The organism is Dehalococcoidia bacterium, from assembly GCA_025060295.1.
In the GTDB taxonomy this organism is placed as follows: Bacteria; Chloroflexota; Dehalococcoidia; order Lucifugimonadales; family HRBIN23; genus HRBIN23.
The window spans coordinates 37403-59374 of sequence record JANXCH010000011.1 but is presented as its reverse complement, the minus strand read 5'-3'; the positions used below and the strand labels follow the sequence as shown (position 1 = coordinate 59374).

Annotated in this window: 24 protein-coding genes, 3 tRNA genes and 1 pseudogene; 23 read left to right on the top strand and 5 right to left on the bottom strand. The window is 65.2% G+C overall.

What is annotated here, in order from left to right; genetic code table 11:
• Entirely contained in the window at positions 1-1419 is a 1419-nt protein-coding gene (locus NZ951_05385; protein MCS7207351.1) for an amidase, read from the bottom strand.
• 147 nt (positions 1420-1566) lie between these two features.
• Here NZ951_05385 and NZ951_05380 point away from each other — a divergent pair, with 147 nt between their 5' ends.
• The 4 genes from NZ951_05380 to fabL are packed head-to-tail and all read left to right on the top strand — an operon-like array spanning position 1567 to position 4949.
• On the top strand, positions 1567-2424 hold the full coding sequence (locus tag NZ951_05380) for an enoyl-CoA hydratase-related protein (GenBank protein MCS7207350.1): 858 nt from the start codon (positions 1567-1569) through the stop codon (positions 2422-2424).
• A complete protein-coding gene (gene plsX, locus NZ951_05375; protein MCS7207349.1) occupies positions 2424-3422 on the top strand; it encodes a phosphate acyltransferase PlsX in 999 nt (332 codons plus the stop codon). The genes NZ951_05380 and plsX overlap by 1 nt, the downstream gene beginning before the upstream one ends.
• A 4-nt stretch (positions 3423-3426) precedes the next feature.
• A complete protein-coding gene (fabG, locus tag NZ951_05370) occupies positions 3427-4179 on the top strand; it encodes a 3-oxoacyl-[acyl-carrier-protein] reductase (protein MCS7207348.1) in 753 nt (250 codons plus the stop codon).
• A 26-nt stretch (positions 4180-4205) separates the two neighbouring features.
• Positions 4206-4949 carry an enoyl-[acyl-carrier-protein] reductase FabL gene (fabL, locus tag NZ951_05365; protein MCS7207347.1) on the top strand — a complete coding sequence of 248 codons (744 nt, stop codon included), beginning with the start codon at positions 4206-4208 and terminating at the stop codon, positions 4947-4949.
• On the opposite strand, the gene NZ951_05360 is transcribed toward fabL, so the two are convergent.
• Positions 4946-5581, bottom strand: coding sequence for a hypothetical protein (locus tag NZ951_05360; GenBank protein ID MCS7207346.1), 636 nt, complete (start codon positions 5579-5581; stop codon positions 4946-4948). The genes fabL and NZ951_05360 overlap by 4 nt on opposite strands.
• 147 nt (positions 5582-5728) lie before the next feature.
• Between NZ951_05360 and glmU the strand changes: the two are divergent.
• The 4 genes and pseudogenes from glmU (at position 5729) to tpx (ending at position 8963) form a co-directional block, all read left to right on the top strand.
• Positions 5729-6985: pseudogene (glmU, locus tag NZ951_05355) on the top strand (bifunctional UDP-N-acetylglucosamine diphosphorylase/glucosamine-1-phosphate N-acetyltransferase GlmU).
• On the top strand, positions 6952-7134 hold the full coding sequence (locus NZ951_05350) for a hypothetical protein (protein ID MCS7207345.1): 183 nt from the start codon (positions 6952-6954) through the stop codon (positions 7132-7134). The pseudogene glmU and the gene NZ951_05350 overlap by 34 nt, the downstream one beginning before the upstream one ends.
• Before the next feature lie 22 nt (positions 7135-7156).
• On the top strand, positions 7157-8317 hold the full coding sequence (locus NZ951_05345) for a DUF362 domain-containing protein (GenBank protein MCS7207344.1): 1161 nt from the start codon (positions 7157-7159) through the stop codon (positions 8315-8317).
• A 121-nt stretch (positions 8318-8438) separates the two neighbouring features.
• Complete coding sequence (tpx, locus tag NZ951_05340) at positions 8439-8963, top strand: thiol peroxidase (protein ID MCS7207343.1); 525 nt, start codon at positions 8439-8441, stop codon at positions 8961-8963.
• A 97-nt stretch (positions 8964-9060) separates the two neighbouring features.
• On the opposite strand, the gene NZ951_05335 is transcribed toward tpx, so the two are convergent.
• Positions 9061-9375 (bottom strand): hypothetical protein, encoded by a 315-nt coding sequence (locus NZ951_05335; protein MCS7207342.1) that lies wholly within the window; start codon positions 9373-9375, stop codon positions 9061-9063.
• A gap of 10 nt (positions 9376-9385) precedes the next feature.
• Positions 9386-10162, bottom strand: coding sequence for an enoyl-ACP reductase (locus NZ951_05330; protein ID MCS7207341.1), 777 nt, complete (start codon positions 10160-10162; stop codon positions 9386-9388).
• A gap of 84 nt (positions 10163-10246) precedes the next feature.
• Here NZ951_05330 and NZ951_05325 point away from each other — a divergent pair, with 84 nt between their 5' ends.
• Together NZ951_05325 and NZ951_05320 are read left to right on the top strand one after the other, a co-directional pair.
• Entirely contained in the window at positions 10247-11380 is a 1134-nt protein-coding gene (locus NZ951_05325; protein ID MCS7207340.1) for a pyridoxal-phosphate dependent enzyme, read from the top strand.
• 2 nt (positions 11381-11382) lie between these two features.
• Positions 11383-11841 (top strand): pyridoxamine 5'-phosphate oxidase family protein, encoded by a 459-nt coding sequence (locus NZ951_05320; protein MCS7207339.1) that lies wholly within the window; start codon positions 11383-11385, stop codon positions 11839-11841.
• Here NZ951_05320 and NZ951_05315 read toward each other — a convergent pair.
• Entirely contained in the window at positions 11838-12107 is a 270-nt protein-coding gene (locus tag NZ951_05315) for a hypothetical protein (GenBank protein MCS7207338.1), read from the bottom strand. The genes NZ951_05320 and NZ951_05315 overlap by 4 nt on opposite strands.
• A 245-nt stretch (positions 12108-12352) precedes the next feature.
• Here NZ951_05315 and NZ951_05310 point away from each other — a divergent pair, with 245 nt between their 5' ends.
• The 13 genes from NZ951_05310 (at position 12353) to NZ951_05250 (ending at position 21960) form a co-directional block, all read left to right on the top strand.
• Entirely contained in the window at positions 12353-12772 is a 420-nt protein-coding gene (locus tag NZ951_05310; protein MCS7207337.1) for an S-adenosylmethionine decarboxylase, read from the top strand.
• Positions 12773-12784: 12 nt separating this feature from the next.
• Positions 12785-13684, top strand: coding sequence for an agmatinase (gene speB / locus NZ951_05305; GenBank protein MCS7207336.1), 900 nt, complete (start codon positions 12785-12787; stop codon positions 13682-13684).
• Between the two features lie 10 nt (positions 13685-13694).
• Positions 13695-14831, top strand: coding sequence for a site-2 protease family protein (locus NZ951_05300; protein MCS7207335.1), 1137 nt, complete (start codon positions 13695-13697; stop codon positions 14829-14831).
• A gap of 68 nt (positions 14832-14899) precedes the next feature.
• Positions 14900-16093, top strand: a complete 1194-nt coding sequence (nifS, locus tag NZ951_05295; protein ID MCS7207334.1) for a cysteine desulfurase NifS — start codon at positions 14900-14902, stop codon at positions 16091-16093.
• A 5-nt stretch (positions 16094-16098) separates the two neighbouring features.
• Entirely contained in the window at positions 16099-16653 is a 555-nt protein-coding gene (locus tag NZ951_05290) for a hypothetical protein (GenBank protein MCS7207333.1), read from the top strand.
• Between the two features lie 65 nt (positions 16654-16718).
• On the top strand, positions 16719-17279 hold the full coding sequence (locus NZ951_05285) for a Uma2 family endonuclease (protein MCS7207332.1): 561 nt from the start codon (positions 16719-16721) through the stop codon (positions 17277-17279).
• 41 nt (positions 17280-17320) lie between these two features.
• Positions 17321-18262 (top strand): ABC transporter ATP-binding protein, encoded by a 942-nt coding sequence (locus tag NZ951_05280; protein ID MCS7207331.1) that lies wholly within the window; start codon positions 17321-17323, stop codon positions 18260-18262.
• Positions 18263-18265: 3 nt separating this feature from the next.
• Positions 18266-18979: an ABC transporter permease gene (locus NZ951_05275; protein MCS7207330.1), complete on the top strand. Its 714-nt coding sequence runs from the start codon at positions 18266-18268 to the stop codon at positions 18977-18979.
• Position 18980: 1 nt separating this feature from the next.
• The gene (locus NZ951_05270) at positions 18981-20648 is read left to right on the top strand and encodes a GldG family protein (GenBank protein ID MCS7207329.1); all 1668 of its coding nucleotides are present in this window, start codon (positions 18981-18983) and stop codon (positions 20646-20648) included.
• A 6-nt stretch (positions 20649-20654) separates the two neighbouring features.
• The gene (locus NZ951_05265) at positions 20655-21620 is read left to right on the top strand and encodes a DUF4340 domain-containing protein (protein ID MCS7207328.1); all 966 of its coding nucleotides are present in this window, start codon (positions 20655-20657) and stop codon (positions 21618-21620) included.
• A 96-nt stretch (positions 21621-21716) separates the two neighbouring features.
• A tRNA-Ala gene (locus NZ951_05260) sits at positions 21717-21792 on the top strand.
• A gap of 2 nt (positions 21793-21794) precedes the next feature.
• Positions 21795-21867 (top strand) — tRNA-Arg (locus NZ951_05255).
• Between the two features lie 16 nt (positions 21868-21883).
• Positions 21884-21960: transfer RNA gene (locus NZ951_05250), tRNA-Trp, on the top strand.
• Positions 21961-21972 lie beyond the last annotated feature (12 nt).

Below are 21972 nucleotides of genomic sequence, written 5' to 3'. Positions count from 1 at the left end.
CTAGGCCAACGGGGGGCGCCTCCCCTGCCAGGGGCGGGCTTGCTCCAAGGCGTAGGCGGCGCGAAGCACCAGGGTGTCCTCGTTCCGACGGCCGATGATGTGCAGGCCAATGGGCAGACCCTCCCGCGAGAACCCGCAGGGGACACTGGCGGCGGGTTGCCCCGTCATGTTGCACAAAGCGGTGAAGGGGTAGAAGCCGAAGATGGGGTCAACCTCCTGCCCTGCGATACGGGTGGGGCGCTGGCCGTGGGGGAAGGCGGGGACGGCCACGGTGGGCGTCAACAAGAGGTCGTAGCGCTCAAGGATGTCGTCCATCTGTTGGGCCATCTGCTCCATCTGGCGCAGGGCGGTAAGGTACTGGGGGATAGTAACCTGGCTGCCGTGGGCGATGCGGGTGCGGGTCTCGGGGGCGAGCAGGGCGCCCTGCTCCGCCAGAAGGTGGCCGTAGGCGGCGAACCACATGGCGTGGTATAAGGGCAGGAAGTAGGGGAAGGGATGCTCCAGGCGCAGGGGCGGTTCGTCCACCACTGCACCCAGATCCCCGAACACCTGCGCGGCGCTCCGACAGACCTGCTCCACTTCGGGGTCAACGGCAGCATAGCCCAAGGTGGCACTCCAAGCGATGCGCAGGCCCCGCACCCCGCCTTCCAAGCCTCCCAGAAAGTCAGGCACTGCACCCCGTAGGGCATACACATCCCGCGCATCGTACCCGGACAGGGCCTGCATCAGCAGGGCGGCGTCCTTGACTGTCCAGGTGAGGGGGCCGATGTGGGAGTAGAGGTTGGAGACGGGGCGTCCGATGCCCCCGGTGCGGGGGATGCGCCCCCGCGAGGGCTTGAAGCCGAACACGCCACACATGGCAGCGGGGATGCGGATGGAGCCTCCCCCATCGCTCCCGATGGCCAGGGGGCCAAGCCCCGCAGCCACGGCTGACGCTGCTCCCCCGCTGGAGCCCCCCGCCGTGCGGGAGGGGTCCCAGGGGTTGCCACACGGCCCTCCCAGGCGGTTGATGGTCTCGGCCCCCAGCCCCAACTCGGAGGTGTTGGTCTTGCCCAGGATAATGCCCCCCGCCCGCTTCACCCGCTCCACCACCACGGCGTCCTGCGTCGGGATGTAGGTCTGAAAGGCCAGGGAGCCGAAGGTGGTGCGGATGCCCTGGGTGGGTATCAGGTCTTTGACCGAGACGGGCAGGCCGTGCAAGAGGCCCAGGGCCTCTCCCCGCATGACCTTCTCCTCGGCCTGGCGGGCCTGGGCCAGGGCCTCCTGGGCGGTTACTGTCAGGTAGGCGTTCAGGCGGGGGTTGAGGCGCTCTATCCTTTGCAGGAAGAAGCGGGTTACCTCCACCGGGGAGATTTGACGGGCCAGAATCATCTCCCGCAGGCGCCACGCCGGGGTGTAGGCCAAGTCCGGGGTGTGCATGGGGGCCCCCCTTGGGGTGTTTTTTCTGCATTATAGGGGGCTTTGCCCTGGGGGGCGGGGACACCCTATACTAGTGGCAACGGCAAGGTAACCAGGGATGGTGTCCAGGAGGCGAGTTGCTCCCCAGAAGGGGGAATGGAGGTGCCTATGGCTTACCAGTTCATCCTGTATGAGAAGCGGGGGGCCATCGCCTATGTTACCCTCAACCGCCCGGAGAAACTGAACGCCTTGAGCCTGCGCCTGCAGGAGGAACTGGTGGACGCCATGCAGAAGGCGGAGGACGACCCGGAGGTGCGTGTGGTGGTGCTGAAGGCCAACGGGCGGGCCTTCTCGGCGGGGTATGATATTGCCCCCGCCTCTCCCGAGCGGGCGGAGGACCCCTACGCCAACATCCGCACCGACATTCAGCGCATGCACCGCATCGTGGAGCGGTGGCGGCAAATTTGGGAACTGTCCAAGCCCGTCATCGCCCAGGTGCACGGGTATTGCCTGGCGGGGGGCACGGATCTGGCTTTGCACTGCGACATAATCATCGCAGCGGAGGACGCCATCTTCGGCTTTCCCCCGGTGCGCTCCATGGGGTCGCCCCCCACCCATATGTGGACATACCTGGTTGGTCCCCAGTGGGCCAAGTATCTGCTTCTGACGGGCAACCCCATTGACGGCAAGACGGCCGAGCGCATCGGTTTGGTGTGGAAGGCGGTGCCCGCCCACCGCCTGGAGGAGGAGGTGAACGCGTTGGCGTCGACGATAGCCAAAATCCCGTGGGAACTGCTGGCGGCTAATAAGGCCATCTGTAACCGTGCGCTGGAGCTGATGGGGCGGACCCTGTTGCAATACCTGGCGGCGGAGACGGACGCCATCGGCCACCAGGCCCCCATTGTGCGGGAGTTCCATCGCCTGGCGCAGGAGAAGGGCCTGAAGGCGGCCTTGGAGTGGCGGGACGCTCCCTTCCAGGACTATCGGGGTCAGCGCCCCCCAAGCCCCGAGCAAAGGAGTGGATAATGACCCGTTCCCTTGTGCCCATCGCCTTGGACGCTATGGGAGGTGATTACGGCCCCCCGGAGACGGTGGCGGGGGCGGTGGAGGCGGTGCGGCAGGGAGGGGTGGCGGTGCTCCTGGTGGGGGAGGCGTCTGTTCTGGAGGCGGAACTGGCCCGACGGAATGTGGGGGGGTTGCCCCTGCAGGTGGTGCCTGCCCAGGGGGTCATTCAGGAGGGGGAGCCCCCTGCCCAGGCCTTGCGCCAGAAGCCGCGGGCGTCGGTGGCCGTGTGTGCCGGCTTGGTGAAGCAGGGGATAGCCCAGGGGTTTGTGAGCATGGGGTCAACGGGGGCGGCGATGGCGGCAGCGACTTTGGCCCTGGGCCTGCTGGAGGGGGTGGAGCGCCCCGCCTTGGGGGGGCCTATCCTGGGCTTTGCTCCCCGCACCCTTATCCTCGACCTGGGGAGCCATGTGGACTGCCGCCCCCAGATGTTGGTAACCTTTGGGGGCTTGGGGGTTGCCTTCGCCCGGCGCTTCATGGGGGTGGAGAATCCCCGCATCGCTCTGCTGAGCGTGGGGGCAGAGGAGGGGAAGGGCAACCGCCAGGTGAAGGAGGCCTACGACCTGTTCAAGGCCAGCGGTCTGCCCTTCATCGGCAATATTGAGGGGCACGACCTGCCTCTCGGCAAAGCGGAGGTGGTGGTGTGCGACGGGTTTGTGGGGAACATCGTGATGAAACTGGCGGAGGGGCTGGGGGAGGCCATCGCGGGCTGGCTGCGCCAGCGCCTGCCCCAGCAGGAGGCCCTCGCCCAAGAGGTGTACGCCTTGCTGAATGTGGTGGAGCACCACGGGGGAGGGCCGCTGTTCGGGGTGCGGGGGGTGGCGGTGGTAGGGCACGGGCGCTCCCGCGCCCCTGCCATCGCCCGCGCCATCCACACGGCCAAGCGGGCGGTGGAGGTGGGCCTGGTGGAGGGGATGGAGCAGGAGTTGGCCCGCCTCGCCTCCGCTGTCCGCCCGAGGTAGCCCGATGGAGCGTGTGCTGGACGGCAAGGTGGCTTTGGTTACAGGGGGGTCGCGGGGGATTGGGCGCGCTATCGCCCTGCGCCTGGCTCACATGGGGGCTAAGGTGGCTATCACCTACCTCTCCCATACCCAGGCGGCGCAGGAGACGGTGGACGCCATCGCCCGTGTGGGGAGCGAGGGGATGTGCCTCCAGGGGGATGTGGCCTCCACCGCCGATGTGGAGGCCTGTTTCCAGAAAGTAACCAGCACCTGGGGCGGGGTGGACATTCTGGTCAACAATGCGGGCATTATCCACGACAGCCTGCTGGTGCGGATGGATGAGGAGGCGTGGGACCGGGTGCTAGCGGTGGATTTGCGGGGGGCGTATCTGTGCACCCGTTTGGCGCTGAAGGGGATGCTCCGCAAGCGGTGGGGGCGCATCCTGAATATCGGCTCGGTGGTGGGCATCCGTGGCAACCCTGGCCAGGCGAACTACGCCGCCGCTAAAGCGGGCCTTATCGGCCTTACCCTATCGGTGGCCAAAGAGGTGGCCTCGCGAGGCATTACGGTGAACTACATCGCCCCTGGCTATATTACCACGGATATCGTGGAAGGCCTTTCGGCGGATCTGAAGGAGCGCATTCTGCAGAGAATTCCCGTGGGGCGCTTCGGGCGGGCAGAGGAGGTGGCGGCGCTGGCGGGCTTCCTGTGCACCGAGGAGGCCTCCTACATCACGGGCCAGGTCATCGCCGTGGACGGAGGCCTGGTCATCTCGTGAGTGGGGCGGGTGTGGGCACGGGGTTTCTGCAGGGCAAGGTGGCCCTGGTTACGGGTGGGTCGCGGGGGATTGGGCGGGCCATCGCCCTGGCCCTCGGGGGGCAGGGTGCACAGGTGGTGTTCAACTACTTCCGCGGGCACGAGGCGGCCCGCCAGACCGAGGGGTTGCTGACCGAGCGGGGTATCCCGTGCCTGCGGGTGCGTGCCCACCTGGGCGACCCCCAACAGGTCAAGGCCCTGGTGCAGGCCGTGCGGGAGCGCTTCGGGCGGTTGGACATCTTGGTGAATAACGCCGCCACGGGGGTCAATCGCCCAGCGATGGACCTGGAGGAGAAGCATTGGGAGTGGGTTTTGGGGGTGAATGCCCGCGCGCCGTGGCTGTTGGTGAAGGAGGCCCTGCCCCTTATGCCCCCGGGGGCGTGTGTGGTGAACATCACCAGCCTGGGGTCGCAACGGGTTTTGCCCCACTACTTCAGCGTGGGGGTGTCCAAGGCGGCGTTGGAGGCCATCACCCGCTACCTTGCGGTGGAACTGGCCCCGCGGGGGATACGCGTCAACGCCGTGGCTGGGGGATTGGTGGAGACGGAGGCGTTGGAGCACTTCCCCCATCGGGAGGCCATGCGCCGATGGGCCTTGGAGCGCACCCCGGCGGGGCGCATGCTCACGCCCGAGGATATTGCGGGGGTGGTGCTGTTCCTGTGCTCGCCGGCGGCGGAGATGGTGCGGGGGCAGGTGCTGGTGGTGGATGGGGGCTATTCCCTAGTGGGCTAGGGGCCGCTCACCAGGACAGCGGCGAAGGCGGGGTCGTCGCGCAGGAGGGCGTGGAGGCGATCTAGGGATTGTTGGGGGGTGGCGGAGAGCACCACCTCCAGGCCCTGTAAGGTGGTGAGGCGACGCAAATGGCTCTGGCAGACGAGGAGGGCTTGGGCTGGGGGGAAGGTGAAGCGGCGGAGGGAAACGGCCAGGGGCGTTTTGCCTTGGCCGATGGGGCTGGCTGCGGTCTGGGGGAGGAGGTGGAGGGTTTGGCCCTCCTTCAGGCAGACTAGCCCCGGCCCTGCCCACGCCAGGGTTACCTCGTCCCCCCGTAGTGCGCCCACCACGATTCCCAATCCGGTTTGGGCGTTGGGGGGGTGGGCCTCCTGGGCCTGGGCAAGGGAGAGGTGGCAGGCTTGTACGGCCTGCTCCAAGCCCTTGGTGAGGGAGGAGCGGCTCCGCGCCAGGTGGCGTTGGATTTCCTCTAACGCCCAGGCGCAGAGGGCCTCCTGGGCCCCCGCAGTGGCTTCGCACACCCCGAAGAAGGACATTCCCTTCCACGCCCCCCGCCCCGGGAACACCACACCGTAGGGCGAGCGCTCCTCCTTGCGCCCTGAGCGGAGGAAGAGGGTATGCACCGAAAGGGACACGTCTGCCTCGTCGGAACGCTACAGGGTAGTGTAAAGGCCTGGATACAGCGCGTCAATACGCACCGTATCCCGAAAAAGGCCTGCCCTATCCTCGTGGGCTAGAATGAAGGGAGAAGCGAGGCGTGGCACGCCCGCGGGAGGTGCCCCATGTCCCAGTGGGGAGCCGTCATCTTGGCCGCTGGACAAGGCAAGCGCATGCGCTCGTCCATACCCAAAGTGCTCCATCTCTTGTGTGGGAGGCCTATGCTGGCCCATGTGGTGGCGGCTGTGCGGGGGGCGGGCATCAACTCCATGGTGGGGGTAGTGCCCCCCCAGTATGAGGCCATCGCCCAGGCGATGGGAGAGGGGGTGGAGTGGGTGGTGCAGGGGGAGCCGCGGGGCACAGGCCACGCCCTTGCCTGCGCCCGTCCTGTGGTCGAAGGGCGCTTCCCCTTCCTGCTCGTCCTGTATGGGGATACACCTTTGGTGCGCCCCGAGACCCTGCAACGGATGATGGCCCACCACCTGGCCACACACGCCGCCCTCACCCTCCTCACCGCCAGTCCACCTCCTGTGGGGGGGTTGGGGCGCGTCGTCCGCGCCCCTCGCAGTCGGCAGGTGGTGCGCATCGTGGAGGAGAAGGAGGCCTCCCCAGCCCAACGGCGGATTCGGGAGGTGAATGGGGGTGTTTATGCCCTGACAACGGCTTTGATGCTGCCCTTGCTGGAGCATTTGCGCCCCCACTTGGGGGGTGAATTGTACCTGACGGACATGGTGGAGGTGGCCAGCGCCCAGGGCTTGCGGGTGGAGGCGGTGCGCACCGATGAGCCGCAGGAGATTCTGGGCGTCAACGACCGGGAGGCTTTGGCCCAGGCGGAAAGCATTCTGCGTTATCGGCTCTGCCGGCGGTGGATGCAGGCGGGGGTGAGCATCGTGGACCCGGCCACCACCTACTTGGATGTTACGGTGGAGATAGGCCAGGACACGGTGATTTACCCCGGCACCCACCTGCAGGGGGCAACGCGCATCGGACGGGGGTGTCGCATCGGCCCCTATGCGGTGTTGCGCGACACGGTGGTGGGGGATGGGTGTGTGGTGGTGGCGTCTTTCCTGGAGGGGGCGACTTTGGAGGAGGGGGCGGATGTGGGGCCCTTCAGCCACCTGCGCCCAGGCACTTACCTGGAGAAGGGGGTACATATCGGCAACTTCGTGGAGGTGAAGAACAGCCGTCTGGGGCAGGGGGTGAAGAGTGGGCACTTCAGTTACCTGGGCGACGCCACCATCGGTCCCGAAACCAACATCGGCGCCGGCACCATTACCTGCAACTTTGACGGTGTCCGCAAACACCCTACTCACATCGGGGCACGGGCGTTCATCGGCTCCGATACGCTATTGGTGGCTCCCGTGTCGGTGGGGGATGGGGCGGCCACGGGGGCAGGCTCGGTGGTGACCAAGGATATCCCGGCGGGGGTGCTGGCGGCGGGGATGCCAGCCCGCCCCATCCGACGGGTGGATGTCCAGGAGGGGGGGATGCAAGGGCAGGAGGGTCGCCCCTGATAGGCGGTATGGTATGATGTCCTGCAGGAGGGGGTTGGTATGACCCTATCGGCACCCGCAGTGTTGTCGACCTCGCAGGCTCCCTCGGCACGCCCCAAGGTGGCGGTGGTGTTCACCCGTCCCGAGACGGTGCTGGAGGATGTGGGGCGGGCGATGCATCTGGCCGATTACCGCCAGGCCTTGCCGGCGGGCGTCCCCGTTCTGCTGAAAATCAACATCTCCTGGCAACACTGGTATCCGGCGTGCTCCACGACGCCCTGGCAACTGGAGGGTGTCATTTGCACCCTTCTGGCCGACGGTTACCGCGACCTCATCCCCGCCCAAAACGGGACGGTGGTGGTGGACTCCTTCGTGGGGGAGGTGCGCAACGGCCACAAGGGGGTGCTGGACGCCTATGGCCTGAAGAGTGTGCATCTGGATGTCCCGCCCCAGCGCTGGATACCCTATACCCCCAAGCGCAAACTGCTGGTGCTGGATAAGATTTTCCCCGAGGGACTGACCATTCCCGACATCTTCCCCGGCAAGAGCATCATCCACCTGCCCACCGTCAAGACCCATGTGTTCACGACCATAACGGGGGCGATGAAGAACGCCTTTGGGGGGCTTCTTAACCGCAAGCGCCACTGGACCCACTCGGTGATTCACGAGACGCTGGTGGATCTGCTGGTGATTCAAAAGGAGATACACGCGGGTCTGTTTGCGGTGATGGACGGGACCTTTGCGGGGGACGGCCCCGGCCCCCGGGCCATGCGCTGGCATGTGAAGAATGTGCTTCTGGCATCGGCTGACCAGGTGGCCATTGACGCTGTGGCGGCGCGCCTGATGGGGTTTGATCCCCTCTCCATCACGTTCATTCGCCTGGCCCACGAGGCGGGTTTGGGTGTGGGCGACCCGCGCCAGATTGAGGTGGTGGGGGCGGATATCAGCGGGGTGAACTTCCGCTTCCGCGCCACCGAGGAGACCTTCGCCAGCCGTGGTCAGAAACTGATCTACTGGGGGCCTCTGAAGCCGTTGGAACACTGGCTTCTGCGCACGCCCATTGTGCCGTGGGCCTATTTCGCCTCCAACGCCTACTATAACGGCTTCTGGCGGACTTTTATCGGCCGTCGGCGGGTGCAGAAGGCGCTGCGCACCCCTTGGGGGCAGTTGTTCCAGCGCTATGTGCGGGAGGGGGCGCTGAGGGGGCCCCAAGCGCCCTGATACCTGTGGGTGCTTGTAACGCAGGGGCACGCCCACGCACAGGGGAGGGCGAAGGGCAGTTCAACACGGCAGACACAACAGGGCACGCCCCCCCAAGGGGGCGTCCAAAGGAGGAGTGCACATGCCTGTGGAGCGTCCTGGTGCGGTGAAGGCCCGGGGCAACCCGGTTACCCTCATCGGGCCCGAGATCAAAGTGGGGCAGAAAGCCCCCGATTTCACCGCTGTGGGGCAGGGTTTCAAGCCCGTCTCCCTCAAGGACTTTCAGGGGAAGGTAAAGGTGCTTTTGTCGGTGCCCTCGTTGGACACCCAGGTGTGCGCGACCGAGACCAAAAAGTTCAACGAGATGGCGGGCACCCTGCCCGGTGATGTGCAGATCGCCGTCATCAGCATGGATTTGCCCTTCGCTCAGAGCCGATGGTGTGGGGCCAACGGGGTGGATAAGGTGCTCACTGCCTCGGACTTTCGCGACCGCTCCTTTGGGGAGGCCTACGGGGTGCGGATTAAGGAGACGGGCCTCTTGGCACGGGCGGTGTTCGTGGTGGATAAGGACGATGTGGTGCGCTATGTGGAGTATGTGCCGGACATTGTTCAGGAGCCCAACTACGAGGCGGTGAGGCAGGCGGTGCTGAAGATAGCCGGACGGTAGGGGAGAGATCCGCTGCCGGGCGCCCTTTGACGGGGGCGGTGGTAGCCTTTCCTGGACGAGAGGGCAGTGTGTGCCGGTGCCTGGGGGTGTGCAGCCCTTAGGCGCGCTCCCCGTGGTTGGTGTCCTCGCCCATATCGGGGAGGGTGAGCACGCCCAGATCACGCCCCTGGTGGAGGTGGAGCACAACCTCCTCCCGCTCGATGCCCACGGCGTCCAGCAGTTCCTCCTCTATCACCTGCACCAGTTCCTGGATAGCGTCTTGGGTGAGGCGCTCGTGGACGAACAGGCTGGCGTGCACCACGCTGGGGGCGAAGTGGATGTCCAGGCGTCCGACCTCCTCGTCGTCTTCAAAGACGGTGTAGCATTCGGAGGAGGGGGTCCGGCACTCACGCTCAAAGAAGAAAGCCCCCACGGCTGCTCTCCTATAGGCCCATGATATGATAGCCGGCGTCCACAGGCAGGATCACCCCTGTGATGCCGCTGGCCCAATCGCTGAGGAGGAACAGGGCGGCTTTGCCCACCTCCTGATGGGTGATGTTGCGTTTGAGGGGGCTCCGCTGGGCGTGGATGTGCTTCATGTCCACGAAGCCCGCAATGCCTCGCGCTGCCAAGGTGTCCAGGGGGCCGGCGGAGAGGGCATTGACGCGGATGTTGTGGGGCCCCAGTTCATAGGCTAGTTGACGCACCTCGTGCTCTAGGGCGGCTTTGGCGGTGCCCATGATGTTGTAGCCGGGGAACACCCGCTGAGACGCCTGGAAGGTGAGGGTGAGGATGCTCCCGCCCTGGCGCATGAGGGGCACCGCCTCCCGTACCAGGAGCAGGAAGGAGTAGGCGCTCACCTCGAGGGCGATGCGGAAGCCCTCCCGCCCCGTTTTCAGGAAGGATCCGCTGATGTCCTCCCGCTGGGCATAGGCGATGCTGTGCACCAGCATGTGTAATGTGCCGAAGGCCTCGGCCAGGCGGGCGAAGGCGGAGGCCACCTCCCCCTCGTTTTGCACATCGCACTGGAGGAGCAGAGGAGTCTGGCGCAGGGTGGGGGCCAGACGCTCCACCCGCTCGCGCAAGCGCTCGTTCTGATAGGCGATGGCCAGGCGCGCCCCCGCACCGTCTAGGGCTTGGGCGATGTGCCAGGCGATGCTCCACTCGTTGGCGACGCCGAATACGGCGGCGGTCTTGCCCGACAGGTCAATGGTGAACACGGCCCCTCCTTCTGGGCATAGGGGTGGAGGCGCGTGCCGCTTCCATGCGCTACCATAAAGGAAATCCCTTCGAGGGGCAAGGGCGTGTGGAATCTGCATCTGGTGTGTCACGCCTGTGGGCAGGAGTTCCCCGCCACCCACCGGGCGCCCATGTGCACTGTCTGCGGCGGCCCTTTGGATGCGGTGTATCACACCTCTCCCCGCGCCGACGCGGGAAAGGGGTTGGGCGTCTGGCAGTGGGGGGACGCCTTCCCGCTGGCTACGGGTCTGCCACAGGTCTCGCTGGGCGAGGGGAATACCCCTGTGGTGCCGTTGGAGCGGGTGGGGGCGGTAGCGGGTTGTCCGCGCCTCTGGGCCAAACTGGAATACCTCAACCCCACGGGCTCGTTCAAGGATCGGGGGAGCGCTGTGCTGCTCTCGGTATTGAAGGCATGGGGTGTTACCCGTGTGGTGGAGGACTCTTCGGGCAATGCGGGGGCGTCCCTGAGCGCCTACGCAGCGCGGGCGGGTGTGCAGGCCGTCGTCTATGTGCCCGATACGGCGCCCCGCCCCAAGGTGCAGCAGATACGGGTGTATGGGGCAGAGGTGCGGGTGGTGCCTGGGGGAAGACAGGCCGCCACGCAGGCTGCCCAGGACGCGTGGAAGCGGGGTGAGGGTGTCTACGCCGCCCACCACCTGTCCCCCTACTTTCTGGAGGGGATGAAGAGTTTTGCCCTGGAGGTGTTCGCCCAGATGGGGGGCGATGTGCCGGAGCATATGGTGTTTCCCGTGGGCAACGGCTCCCTGTTGATCGGCACCTGGCTGGGTTTGTTGGTGCTCAAGCAGGAAAGGCGTCTGGTCCGTGTGCCGCGTCTGCATGCGGTGCAGGCGCAGCGGGTGTGCCCCCTTGTGGCGGCGTGGCAGGAACGGGAGTGGACACCGCGCCCCGGCACCCGCACCATCGCCGGGGGCATCGCCGTGAGCCATCCGCCTCGCAAAGCCCAAGTGCTTCAGGCGCTGTGGGAGACGGGGGGACAGGCGGTGGCTGTGGCCGAGAAGGATATTCTGGCGTGGCAGGCCCTGCTGGCGGAGCGGGAGGGGGTTTTCTGCGAGCCGACGGCGGCTGCCGCCTTTGCAGGGCTGGCCGTTTTGTGTGCCCAGGGCACGATCCGGCCGGAGGAGCGGGCGCTGGTGCCGGTAACGGGCTTTGGCCTGAAGGACCGCTGGTTGCGGAGATGAGGATGGACGCTCAGTGGTGGGATGCCCTTTTGCGCCAGAGTTTGGAGCGTGCGACGCCCTTTACCCGGGAGGTGTTTGGGGCACGCTCCCTCACAGGACAGGAGGTGGTGGCCTTCCTGCAAAGGGCACGTATCGCCGTGGTAGGCACCACCAATGCGGCGGGTGCACCCCATTTGAGCCTGACGGGGCTGACGGTGTGGCAGGGGCGGGTGTTCGTGGGGTTTTCGCCCCAGGCGGCGGCCTTCCGCCACCTGCAGAGGTCGCCCCGGGTGGCCCTGGTGGCTCACCAGGGGTGGCGGCGGGTGCTTATCCTGGAGGGGGAGGCGCGCATCCTGCCCGACGGGGAGGAGGCGCAGCAGGTCCGCCAGGCCGAACAGGCCCGCCACGGGTGGGCGTCCCCTGTGATAGTGGAGGTGCTTCCCCGAAAGGCTTTCAGTTGGAAGGGGGAGGAGGCTTCCTAGCGGGAGATGACCAGGGCGGGGCCGGTAGGGGTGTCCTCCACATCCAACACGGCCCCCTCCAGGTGCTGAGCCAGTAGAGGCTCAATGAGGAGGACGGCCTCCTCCTCGTGGGTAACCACCTGGTCGTTTTCCCTCTCCACATCCAGGGTGAGGCGGAAGTTGCCCTGGGGGTCGGTGATAAGGCGCAGGCACTGGTTAGCCTCCCGTTCCAGGTTGTCCAGCACCTGCTTGAGTTCCCGGCTGGCCCGTTCCGTTACCGTCAGCATGGCTCCTCCTGGGCGTGTGGCGCTCTGGGCAGGACATCCCGCCGCCGCAATGTCCCGCGTTCCTCTGGGGGAACGGGAGCCGGGGCATTCCTTCCCGCGTGGGGATGGCACACGCGCCACTTCCATGATACCTGAGCTGGGCGTCTGTGCCCACGGGGGGAGGGTAGGGAGTTGCCTGGGTTGCCGAAAAGGAAAGGGCTGGGGTATGCTGGAAGGGATTGCATCCACTCTGCGGAGGAGACGGGGTGCATGTAGCGATTGACGGGTATACCGCCGACACTGCTTGCCTGGCCAGCACCGAGGCTGTCTACCGTTTTCTGGATACCTGCCCCGAGGCTATTGGGATGACCAAAATTACTCGGCCGGTGGTGATTACCTATCGGGGGCCGGTGCCCGAGGATTGGGGGCTATCGGGCTTTGTGATTATCGCCGAGAGCCATATTAGTGTGCACACCTTTCCCGACCGTTTTTTCGTGCATATAGACATCTTCTCCTGTAAGCCCTTTGACTACGGCAAGGCTCAGGCGCTGGTGCAGGAGACTTTCCGACTGGGGACGGTGAAGACGTGGGTGTTGGAGCGGGGGTTGGAGCACTATAGCGCCGAGGAGGCGCGGCGGGTTCTGGATATGGAGCGTTCTCGCTTGACCCTCCACCCCGCTCCCTAGGAGGCGCTGGTCGTGGCATCCCTTATCCGTGGGCCGTCGGTTCCCTGGAACTTCCTGGGGCTTCCCCCGGAGCAGGCCGACGTGGAGCGGGCGTACTTTGTGGTGGTGCCTGTGCCCTATGATAGTACCACCTCCTATAAGGCTGGGGCGCGGGAAGGCCCGTCGGCTCTTATTGCTGCCTCTCGCTCCCTGGAGGACTATGACCCTGCCCTGGGATGGGAGCCGTGTTCCCTGGGCATTGCAACCCTGCCCGAGGTGGAGCCCCATGTGGGCGATCCCGCTGCGACTATTGAGCGGGTGGCCGAGACGGTGGATGCCCTTGTGGGGAAGGGGAAAATGCCTGTGCTCCTGGGGGGCGAGCATTCCATCACCCTGGGGGGTGTGCAGGGGGCGCTGCGCCATTATCCGCACTTGTCGGTGCTGTATTTGGACGCCCATGCCGACCTGCGGGATACCTATATGGGCACGCCCTATAGCCACGCCTGCACGGCACGGCGCATCGCCGAGGTGGCACGGGTGGTGGAGGTGGGGGTGCGCTCTATGAGCGCGGAGGAGGCCCGCTTCGCCCGCGCCCAAGGGATTCCCCTCTTCCCGTGGACGCCCACCTTCCGTGCCCAGGATGCCTTGGCGTGGGTCTTGCCACGGCTGGGGCCGGATGTATACATTAGCGTGGATTTGGATGTGTTGGACCCGGCGGTAATGCCTGCGGTAGGGACGCCCGAGCCGGGGGGCCTGTCGTGGGGGGATTTGCTGGTGCTGTTGGAGGGGGTGGCTCGGGCGCGCCGTATCGTCGCCTTTGATGTGGTGGAGTTGTGCCCGCGGGAGGGGCCTGCGGCGTGTGCGGTGGTGGCGGCGGCGTTGGTGTATAAACTGATGGGGTTGGTGGCGCTGCGTTACACCCCTGGACGGTGAGGAGCGGGATATGGGTGGGTTGCGTATCGGGCGCATCTTGGGCATCCCCATTGAGGTGCATGTCAGTTGGCTGTTCATCTTTGTGTTGGTCGTGGTGTCGTTGTCCCAGGTGTTTGGGGCGCGGGTGCTGTTTGGGGTGCGCCTGCCCTCGTTCTCCTTGCCGGAGCGGTGGGTGTTGGCGGTGATAACGGCGGGGCTGTTTTTCGCTTCGGTGCTGGCCCACGAGTTGGCCCACAGCATCGTGGCCCTGCGGCGGGGCATACCTGTGAAGGGGATCACTTTGTTTGTGTTCGGGGGGGTCTCCCAGATTGCGCGGGAGGCGGCGACGCCGGGGGTGGAACTGGTGATGGCGGCGGTGGGCCCCTTCGTGAGCCTTGTGCTGGGGGGTGTGTTCTGGGGGTTGGCGGTGTTCTTCGCCGAGCGGCAGGCCCACCTGTTTGCTATAACGTCCTACTTGGCCTTTGCCAATGTGCTTTTGGGCGTGTTCAACATGATTCCCGGTTTCCCGCTGGACGGGGGGCGGGTGATGCGGGCCATACTATGGGCGGTAACGCGCAGTTACCAGAGGGCGACCGGTATTGCCGCTGGGGTGGGGCAGGGGATAGGGGTGCTGTTCATCCTGGGGGGCATTGTGCAGGCCCTGTTTGTGCCTGCGGCGTTCCTGTCGGGTGTCTGGATAGCCCTTATCGGGTGGTTTTTGCAGGGGGCTGCGGCATCTAGTTATCGGCAACTGCGTCTGCGGGAGGGGTTGAAGGGGTTCACGGCCCGCGACCTGATGGCCCCAGAATGCCCGCGGGTGGCCCCCTCCACTTCGGTGCAGGCGGTGGTGGATGAGTATCTGCTGGGGCGTGGGGTACGATGCCTGTTGGTGAGCGACGACCAGCGCACTTATGGGCTGGTTACGGTGCATCAGGTGCGCCAGGTGCCCCGGGAGCGGTGGGCGTATACCCCCGTGCGGGAGGCGATGACCCCGCTAGAGCGTGTGGTCACGGTGTCACCCCAGGAGGACGCCTACCGCGTCCTGGAGGTGTTGGACGAGGCGGGGGTCAATCAGGTTCCTGTGGTGCAGAACGGGCAGGTGGTGGGGCTCATTAGCCGCGAGCAGGTGATTCACTTTTTGCGGGTGCGGGAGGAGTTGGGGGTCTAGGGGGCGAGGGCCTCACCTTCTGCCCAGACAGGCGTTATCATAGGAAGGTGGAGGCAGGAGGGGCATCTATGGAGCGCGGTTCCCTCATCTATCTGGACCATGCCGCCACGACCCCGGTGCGTCCGGAGGTGTTGGAGGCGATGCTCCCCTACTTTACCCAGCGCTTCGGTAACCCGTCCAGTATCCATAGCTTGGGCCAGGAGGCCCGCAAAGCCCTGGAGGACGCCCGGGAAAGGGTGGCGCAGGTGCTGGGGTGCCGGCCCACGGAGGTGGTGTTCACCAGTGGGGGAACCGAGTCCGATAACGCGGCGATCAAAGGGGTAGCCCTGGCCCTGCGTCAGACGGGGGATACGATTGTGACGTCGGCCGTGGAGCACCACGCCGTTCTGCACACCTGCCATCAGTTGGAGCAGTTGGGCTTCCGCACCACGCTGGTGCCTGTGGACCGCTATGGGATGGTGGACCCCGACGCTGTGGGACGGGCTATCACCGAGCGGACCATCTTGGTGAGTATTATGTACGCCAATAATGAGGTGGGGACGGTGATGCCTATCGCCGACATCGCGCGGGTGGTGCGGGAGCGGAGCAAGGCTTTGGGACGTCCGATCCCCTTCCATAGCGATGCGGTGCAGGCGGCGGGCTTTTTGGACATCACTGTCCACGCGCTGGGGGTGGATCTGCTGTCCTTGTCTGCCCACAAGTTCCACGGTCCCAAGGGTGTGGGGGTGCTGTATGTGCGGCGCAACACTCCCTTTGAGCCTCTGCTCATGGGTGGGGGACAGGAGCGGGAGCGGCGGTCGGGCACCGAGAATGTGCCGGGCATTGTGGGTCTGGCCACTGCCCTGGCACTGGCAGAGGAGGAGCGCCCCACAGTGGTGCCCCGCTTGGTCCGTCTGCGGGACCAGTTTATCGCTGGTGTGCGGGAGCGGGTGCCAGGGGCTATCCTGAACGGGCACCCCACGCAACGCCTGCCCAACAACGCCCACTTCTGCTTCCCTGGGGTGGAAGGGGAGCCTATCCTGTTGGGTTTGGATATGGAGGGTATCTGCGCCTCCAGTGGGAGCGCCTGTTCCACCGGCTCGTTGGAGCCGTCCCATGTGCTGACGGCTATGGGGGTTCCCCCGGATATCGCTCGCTCCAGCGTGCGCTTTACCCTCGGGCGGGATACCACGCAGGCGGAGATAGAGCGGGTGCTGGAGGTGCTTCCCGCCCTGGTGCAACGCCTACGGGCTTTGCCCAGTATGGCCTCCACCCGACGGTGAGGCAGATGGCAGGTGAACCGATCGGTATGAAGGGGATGGGGTGGTATCGCCTGGGTGTGGTGTTTTTGGTGCTCCTGCTGGCCGCGCTGGTGTGGGGGTGTGTCCAGCGGGTGGATCAGGGGAAGTGGGGATGGGGGCGTATCCTGGTCATCAACGCCAAACAGCCCCGCACGGTGTCCCAGGTAGGCTTCCAGCACGAGGGCAAGCACTGGGCTATCACCCCCTCCAAGCCCGACCACACCCTAGCAGCCGTGTTCGTTACCATCCGCAATGAGAAGTCCACTCTGGTCAGCCTGATGGTGGACGATAAGGCGGCTTACCTGGAGGACCCGCGGGGCAATCGCTGGACGCCCCTGGACTTTACTCAGGCGCGGCGGGAGGTGAGCGAGCCCGTCCAGCCGGAGGGGGCGTATTTGCCCTTCCTGTGGGGGAAATTGGATATCCCCCAGGGCTACCAGGTGCAGGGGTGGATGCTCTTTGAGGTGCCCAAGAACGCCGACCTGTACCTGTTCGGGTGGGAGCAGGCCGACCCGGTGCGCATCCGCTTCAAAGGCCCGTGAGGGGTGGCTGGTCTCCTCCTTCTTCCCTTGTCCCTATCCGATAGAATAGACCGTGAGGGGAGCAGATGACTACTGTCGGGGCACGGCGTTTGTTCACGGTGGAGGAATACCACCGCATGGCGGAGACGGGCATCCTAGGCGAGGATGACCGGGTGGAACTGCTGGAAGGGGAGATACGCACGATGGCCCCTATCGGGATACGTCACGCTTCTACGGTGCTGCGGCTGATTCGCATTCTTTCGGAGAAGGTCGGCCCGCACGCCTTCGTCAATGCCCAGAACCCGGTGCGTTTGGGCCCCTACTCGGAGCCCCAGCCCGATATCACCCTCCTGGTGCCCCGCCCCGACTACTACGCTTCCGCCCACCCTGGCCCCCAGGATGTGCTTCTTCTGATAGAGGTGGCCGATACCTCGGCCGACTACGAGCGCCAGGTGAAGGTGCCCCTCTACGCCCGTGCAGGGGTGCGGGAGGTGTGGCTGGTGGACCTGGCGGCGGGATGCGTAGAAGTGTATAGGGAGCCTGCGGGGCAAGGGTATGGGCGGGTGGAGCGGGTGGGCAGGGGGGAGAGGCTTACGCCCCTCGCCCTCCCCGGCCTAGAGGTACCGGTGGAGGCCATTCTGGGATAGCCTGCGCAAGGGAGGAGAGGGTGTCCACTGGAACGGACCAGGTGATGGTGGAGGTCAAAGACCTCACCAAATACTATGGCAACTTTATGGCCATTGAGGGGGTCTCTTTTACGGTGCGGAAGGGGGATATCCTGGGCTTTTTGGGCCCCAACGGCTCGGGGAAGACCACCACGATGCGCATTGCGACGGGCTACATCCCCCCCACCAGCGGGACGGTGCGCATCGCCGGCTACGACATCCAGAGCCAGTCTCTGGAGGCGCGCCGGCGCATTGGCTATCTGCCCGAGACTGTCCCCCTCTATACCGATATGACGGTGGAGGACTATTTGGAGTTCATGGGCACCATCCGGGGGATGCCCAAGAAGCGTCTGCGCCAGCGGATTAACGAGGTGATTGACATCGTCAAAATCCACGAGTATCGGAGCACCCACATCGCCAAACTGTCCAAGGGGTATCGCCAGCGCACGGGCCTGGCCCAGGCCATCCTGCACGAGCCGGAGGTGCTCATTCTGGACGAGCCCACTATCGGCATTGACCCCATTCAGGTGGTGGAGACGCGCAGCCTTATCCGGGAGTTGGGGAAGGAGCACACCATTATTTTGAGCACCCATATCTTGCCTGAGGTAAGTATGGTGTGCAACCGGGTGGTGATCATCCACGAGGGGCGGGTGGTGGCCGAGGATACCCCCGCCAACCTGGCAGAACGCTTGAAGGGCACGGAGCGTATAGAGCTGGAGGTGCGGGGGCCAGCTAAGGAGGTGATGCCTCTGCTGCGGGGGATGCGGGGGGTGATGGATGTGCGCCGCATTGGGGAGGGGGAACCCGCAACCTATATCGTGGAGTCGCGTCGGGGGGCAGACCTGCGGGAGCAAATTGCCCAGGCCATCGTGAGTAAGGGCTGGGGCCTGCTGAAGTTGAACCCCGCCAGCATCTCCCTGGAGGAGATTTTCCTGCGTCTCACAGTCCAGGAGGAGGAGGCGTAAGGCGTGCGCAACACTGTGGCCATCGCCTGGAAGGAGACCAAGTCCTACTTTGGCTCGCCCATGGCCTACGTGGTCGGGGCGGTGTTCCTGGCTTTGACGGGGTATTTCTTCGTGTCGTCCATCAGTCGGCCCTTCGCTGAGGCCACCATTCGGGGCTGGCTTCTGCCGGCCACTTTCTTCTTCGTGTTCTGGGCACCGGCGTTGACCATGCGCCTGTTCGCCGAGGAGCAGAAGCTGGGGACGCTGGAACTGCTCTTGACGGCCCCTGTCCGCGACTGGGAGGTGGTGCTGGGGAAGTTCCTGGCCAGCCTAGGTATCCTGGTGGGCACCCTCGCCCTGACTTTGTATTATGTGCTCCTGCTGTTCTGGTTCGGCGATCCCGATGTGGGGCCGCTTCTGTCGGGCTATTTGGGAATTCTTCTGTATGGGAGCGCCTGTCTGGCCATTGGTCTGTTCGCCTCCTCCCTTACCAGTAACCAGATCGTGGCTGCCATTGTGGGGTCGGGGGTTCTGCTCCTGATGACCCTGGCTGACCAGGCGGCGCAAATTGTGGGGGGCATTGCCTCCCGGGTGTTGGAGCAGATCAGCCTCACCGCCCATTTTGACGACTTCGCGCGTGGGGTGATTGACACCCATAATGTGGTGTATTACCTGCTGGTAACGGTTTTCGTGCTCTTTCTGACGGAGCGCAACCTGGATTCCCGTCGGTGGAGGTAGTATGGCCCGCACAACGGCACGGCCGAAAGCACCCCCCGGCCCTGCCCCCAGCCTGGTTCGGCGGGTGTTGGGGTGGCTCGCAAGTATTGCGTCCCTGTTGGGAGCCTTGGGGGGTGGGCTTGTGGTGGGGGGGGGAGCGCTTTACATTTGGGTGCCGGATCTGCGCCCCTTTGCGCTTGGGGTGGTGCTGGCGGGGGTGGGGTTGCTGGTGCTGGGGGCGGTGGCTGCCTTTCCGGCCGTGAAGAGCGCCGTTACGGGGCGGCGGGGGCGTCTGACCCTCAACGCCCTGGTGCTCTTTGCGCTGGTTACGACCATCCTGGCCCTGCTGGGGTTCATCAGTTTCCGTAATGCCCAGCGGGTGGATACAACCGCTACCAAGCAGTTCACCCTGGCCCCCCAAACCATTAAGGTGTTGCGAGAGTTGCCGGAGCCTGTGCGGGCGGTGGCCTTCTTTGTCCCTACTCGCGCCGACCAGGCGCGGGACCGCCAGCGGGCGGACGACCTGCTCTTTGAGTTCGCTCGTCGGTCGGATAAGAAGTTCACCTATCAGTTCGTGGACCCGGAGGCGGAGCCGTCCAAAGCGCGCCAGATGGGGGTGAACCAATATCCGGCGGTGGTGTTTGAGGCCCAGGAGAGCAAGCGGCGCCATACGGTGCTCATTCCCCCTGTCACGGAGCAGGACTTCACTAGTGCCTTGCTCATCGTGACGGGCACCCAGCAGAAGGTGGTCTACTTCTTGACGGGACATAACGAGCGGGACATCACCGATGTGCAGGAGAACAGTCAGGGCTTTGGGTTCGCTGCACGGGGGCTGATTAACGATAACTACCGCATCCAACCCCTCAATCTGTCCCAGGCGGGGCGGGTGCCCGAGGACGCCGCCGTGCTGGTGGTCGCCGGCCCCAAGCGCGACCTGCTAGAGACCGAGCGGGACATCTTGCTGAACTGGCTGAAGGGTGGGGGGCGTGCCCTGTTCCTGCTGGATCCCGATACACCCCAGACCTTCAAGGATCTCCTGCGCAGGTGGGGTGTGGTGCTGGGGGAGGGCACGGTGGTGGACCAGGGCAGTTCGGTAACGGGAGACCCCCGCACGCCGGTGGTGCAGAGGGTGCAATACCTGGACCATACCATTACCAACCCCCTGGACGTCACCTTTTACCCCTTGGCCACGCCCGTGGACATTTTGGCGGATTATAAGCGGGATCCCCGCAAGAAGCCCCCCTGGGTGGACTACACGCCTTTGGTGTCCACTTCGCCCCGCTCGTGGGTCACCACGGATAAGGAGCGTAACGAGTTCTTGGAGGGGAAGGATACCCCCGGTCCCGTTGTGCTGGGGTTGGTGGTGGAGGCCTTGGCCCCCGTGGACGAGGAGCCCCAGCGCCCTTCCCCCAGGGAGGAACAGCCCATGACGAGTATTGTGGTGGTGGGGGATTCGGACTTCGCCACCAATAAGTACTATTACGCCTATACCAACAGCGACCTGTTCCTGAATGCGGTGAACTGGCTGGCTAAGGATTATGCCCTCATCTCCATTCGTCCCAAGCCCGTTGCCTTCCGGGAATTGGTGATGACGCGGCGGGAGTTCAACTTTATTCGCTACTCGTCGTGGTTCCTTTTGCCGGCGGCGGTGGCCTTTTTGGCCCTGATCGTGTGGTGGAGGCACAGGTAAGCGGGTATGAACATCCGCATCATCTCTCTGCTTTTGGTGTTCCTGGTGGTGGTGGCGGGCTATTTCTACTTTGCCCAAGTGCAACGCCCCCCGAAACGGGAGCCGGAGCCCCCCTGGTTTTATGCCATCAATATGGACGACATGCTCGCCATTACCCTTACCCAAGGGGGGCAGAGGCAACGCTTCGTGCAGAAGGAGGGGAACTGGTGGCTGGAGGAGCCGGAGCCTCTGCCGGTGGATCCCTCCCGCTGGGCGGGCATCACGCTGCTGTTGAGTGGCCCTCAGTCGCGCCGTCTGTTGGCCGAGCAGGTGGATGACCCTGCCCGTTACGGGTTGGACAAGCCCTCCCTGGTGATTCAGGTCGAGGCGAGCGGGGGGCGCACCTTTGAGATTGTGCTGGGGGAGAAGACCCCCGATGGCACCGCCCACTACGCTCAGTTGAAGGGCTCCCCGCAACTGTTCTTGGTGGACGCCTCGTGGGGGGATGTGCTGGGACGCCTGGTTACCGACCCGCCCTATCCCGAGTGGTATTATCGGGTGGTGCCGGAGCGGGTGGTGCGCCTGTTGGTGCAACAGGGTGAGGCGAAGGTGGCCTTCCGCAAGTTTCGGGGGCAATGGGCCTTTGATGACCCGCAGGATACCCCTATAGACCCTCCCCGCTGGCAGGAGGTGACACCGCTTCTGGGGGGCCCCCCCTCCCTGCGGGTGTTGGAGCGGGGGGTGAAAGACTTCGCGGCCTATGGGGTGGACAACCCCCAGGTGACGGTGAGTGTGGAGTATGAACTGCCCTTCCAGACGGAGCGTCCCCGCCGCGTAATTACTCTGGAGATAGGCAATCTCCTGGGTGATGGCAGCGGCTACTACGCCCGTCCCAATCGGAGCGATACTTTGGTGTTTGTGGACAAGGGGTGGGTGGAGGTCTTCCAGCGCCTGCTGACCGAGCCCCCAAAGGCGACGGCACGGGCGTCGTAGGGGGCATCGCCTGCGTGGGGCCGAGGGCAAGGCGCAGTGTTCTCACAGGGTGGTTGACAGGGGGAAGGGGAGGGGGTATGATAGGCATGGCCCCGTGGGGATATAGCTCAACTGGGAGAGCACGGCGTTCGCATCGCCGGGGTTGGGGGTTCGAGCCCCCCTATCTCCACCAATGCCCCTGTAGCTCAGAGGATAGAGCGCCGCCGTCCTAAGGCGGGCGTCGGGGGTTCGAGTCCCTCCAGGGGCGGGGACAACGGGGGTGCAGGAGCGTAGCTCAGCCCGGGAGAGCGCCGGTCTCCAAAACCGGTGGTCGGGGGTTCAAATCCCTCCGCTCCTGCCAATGGTGGCTGTG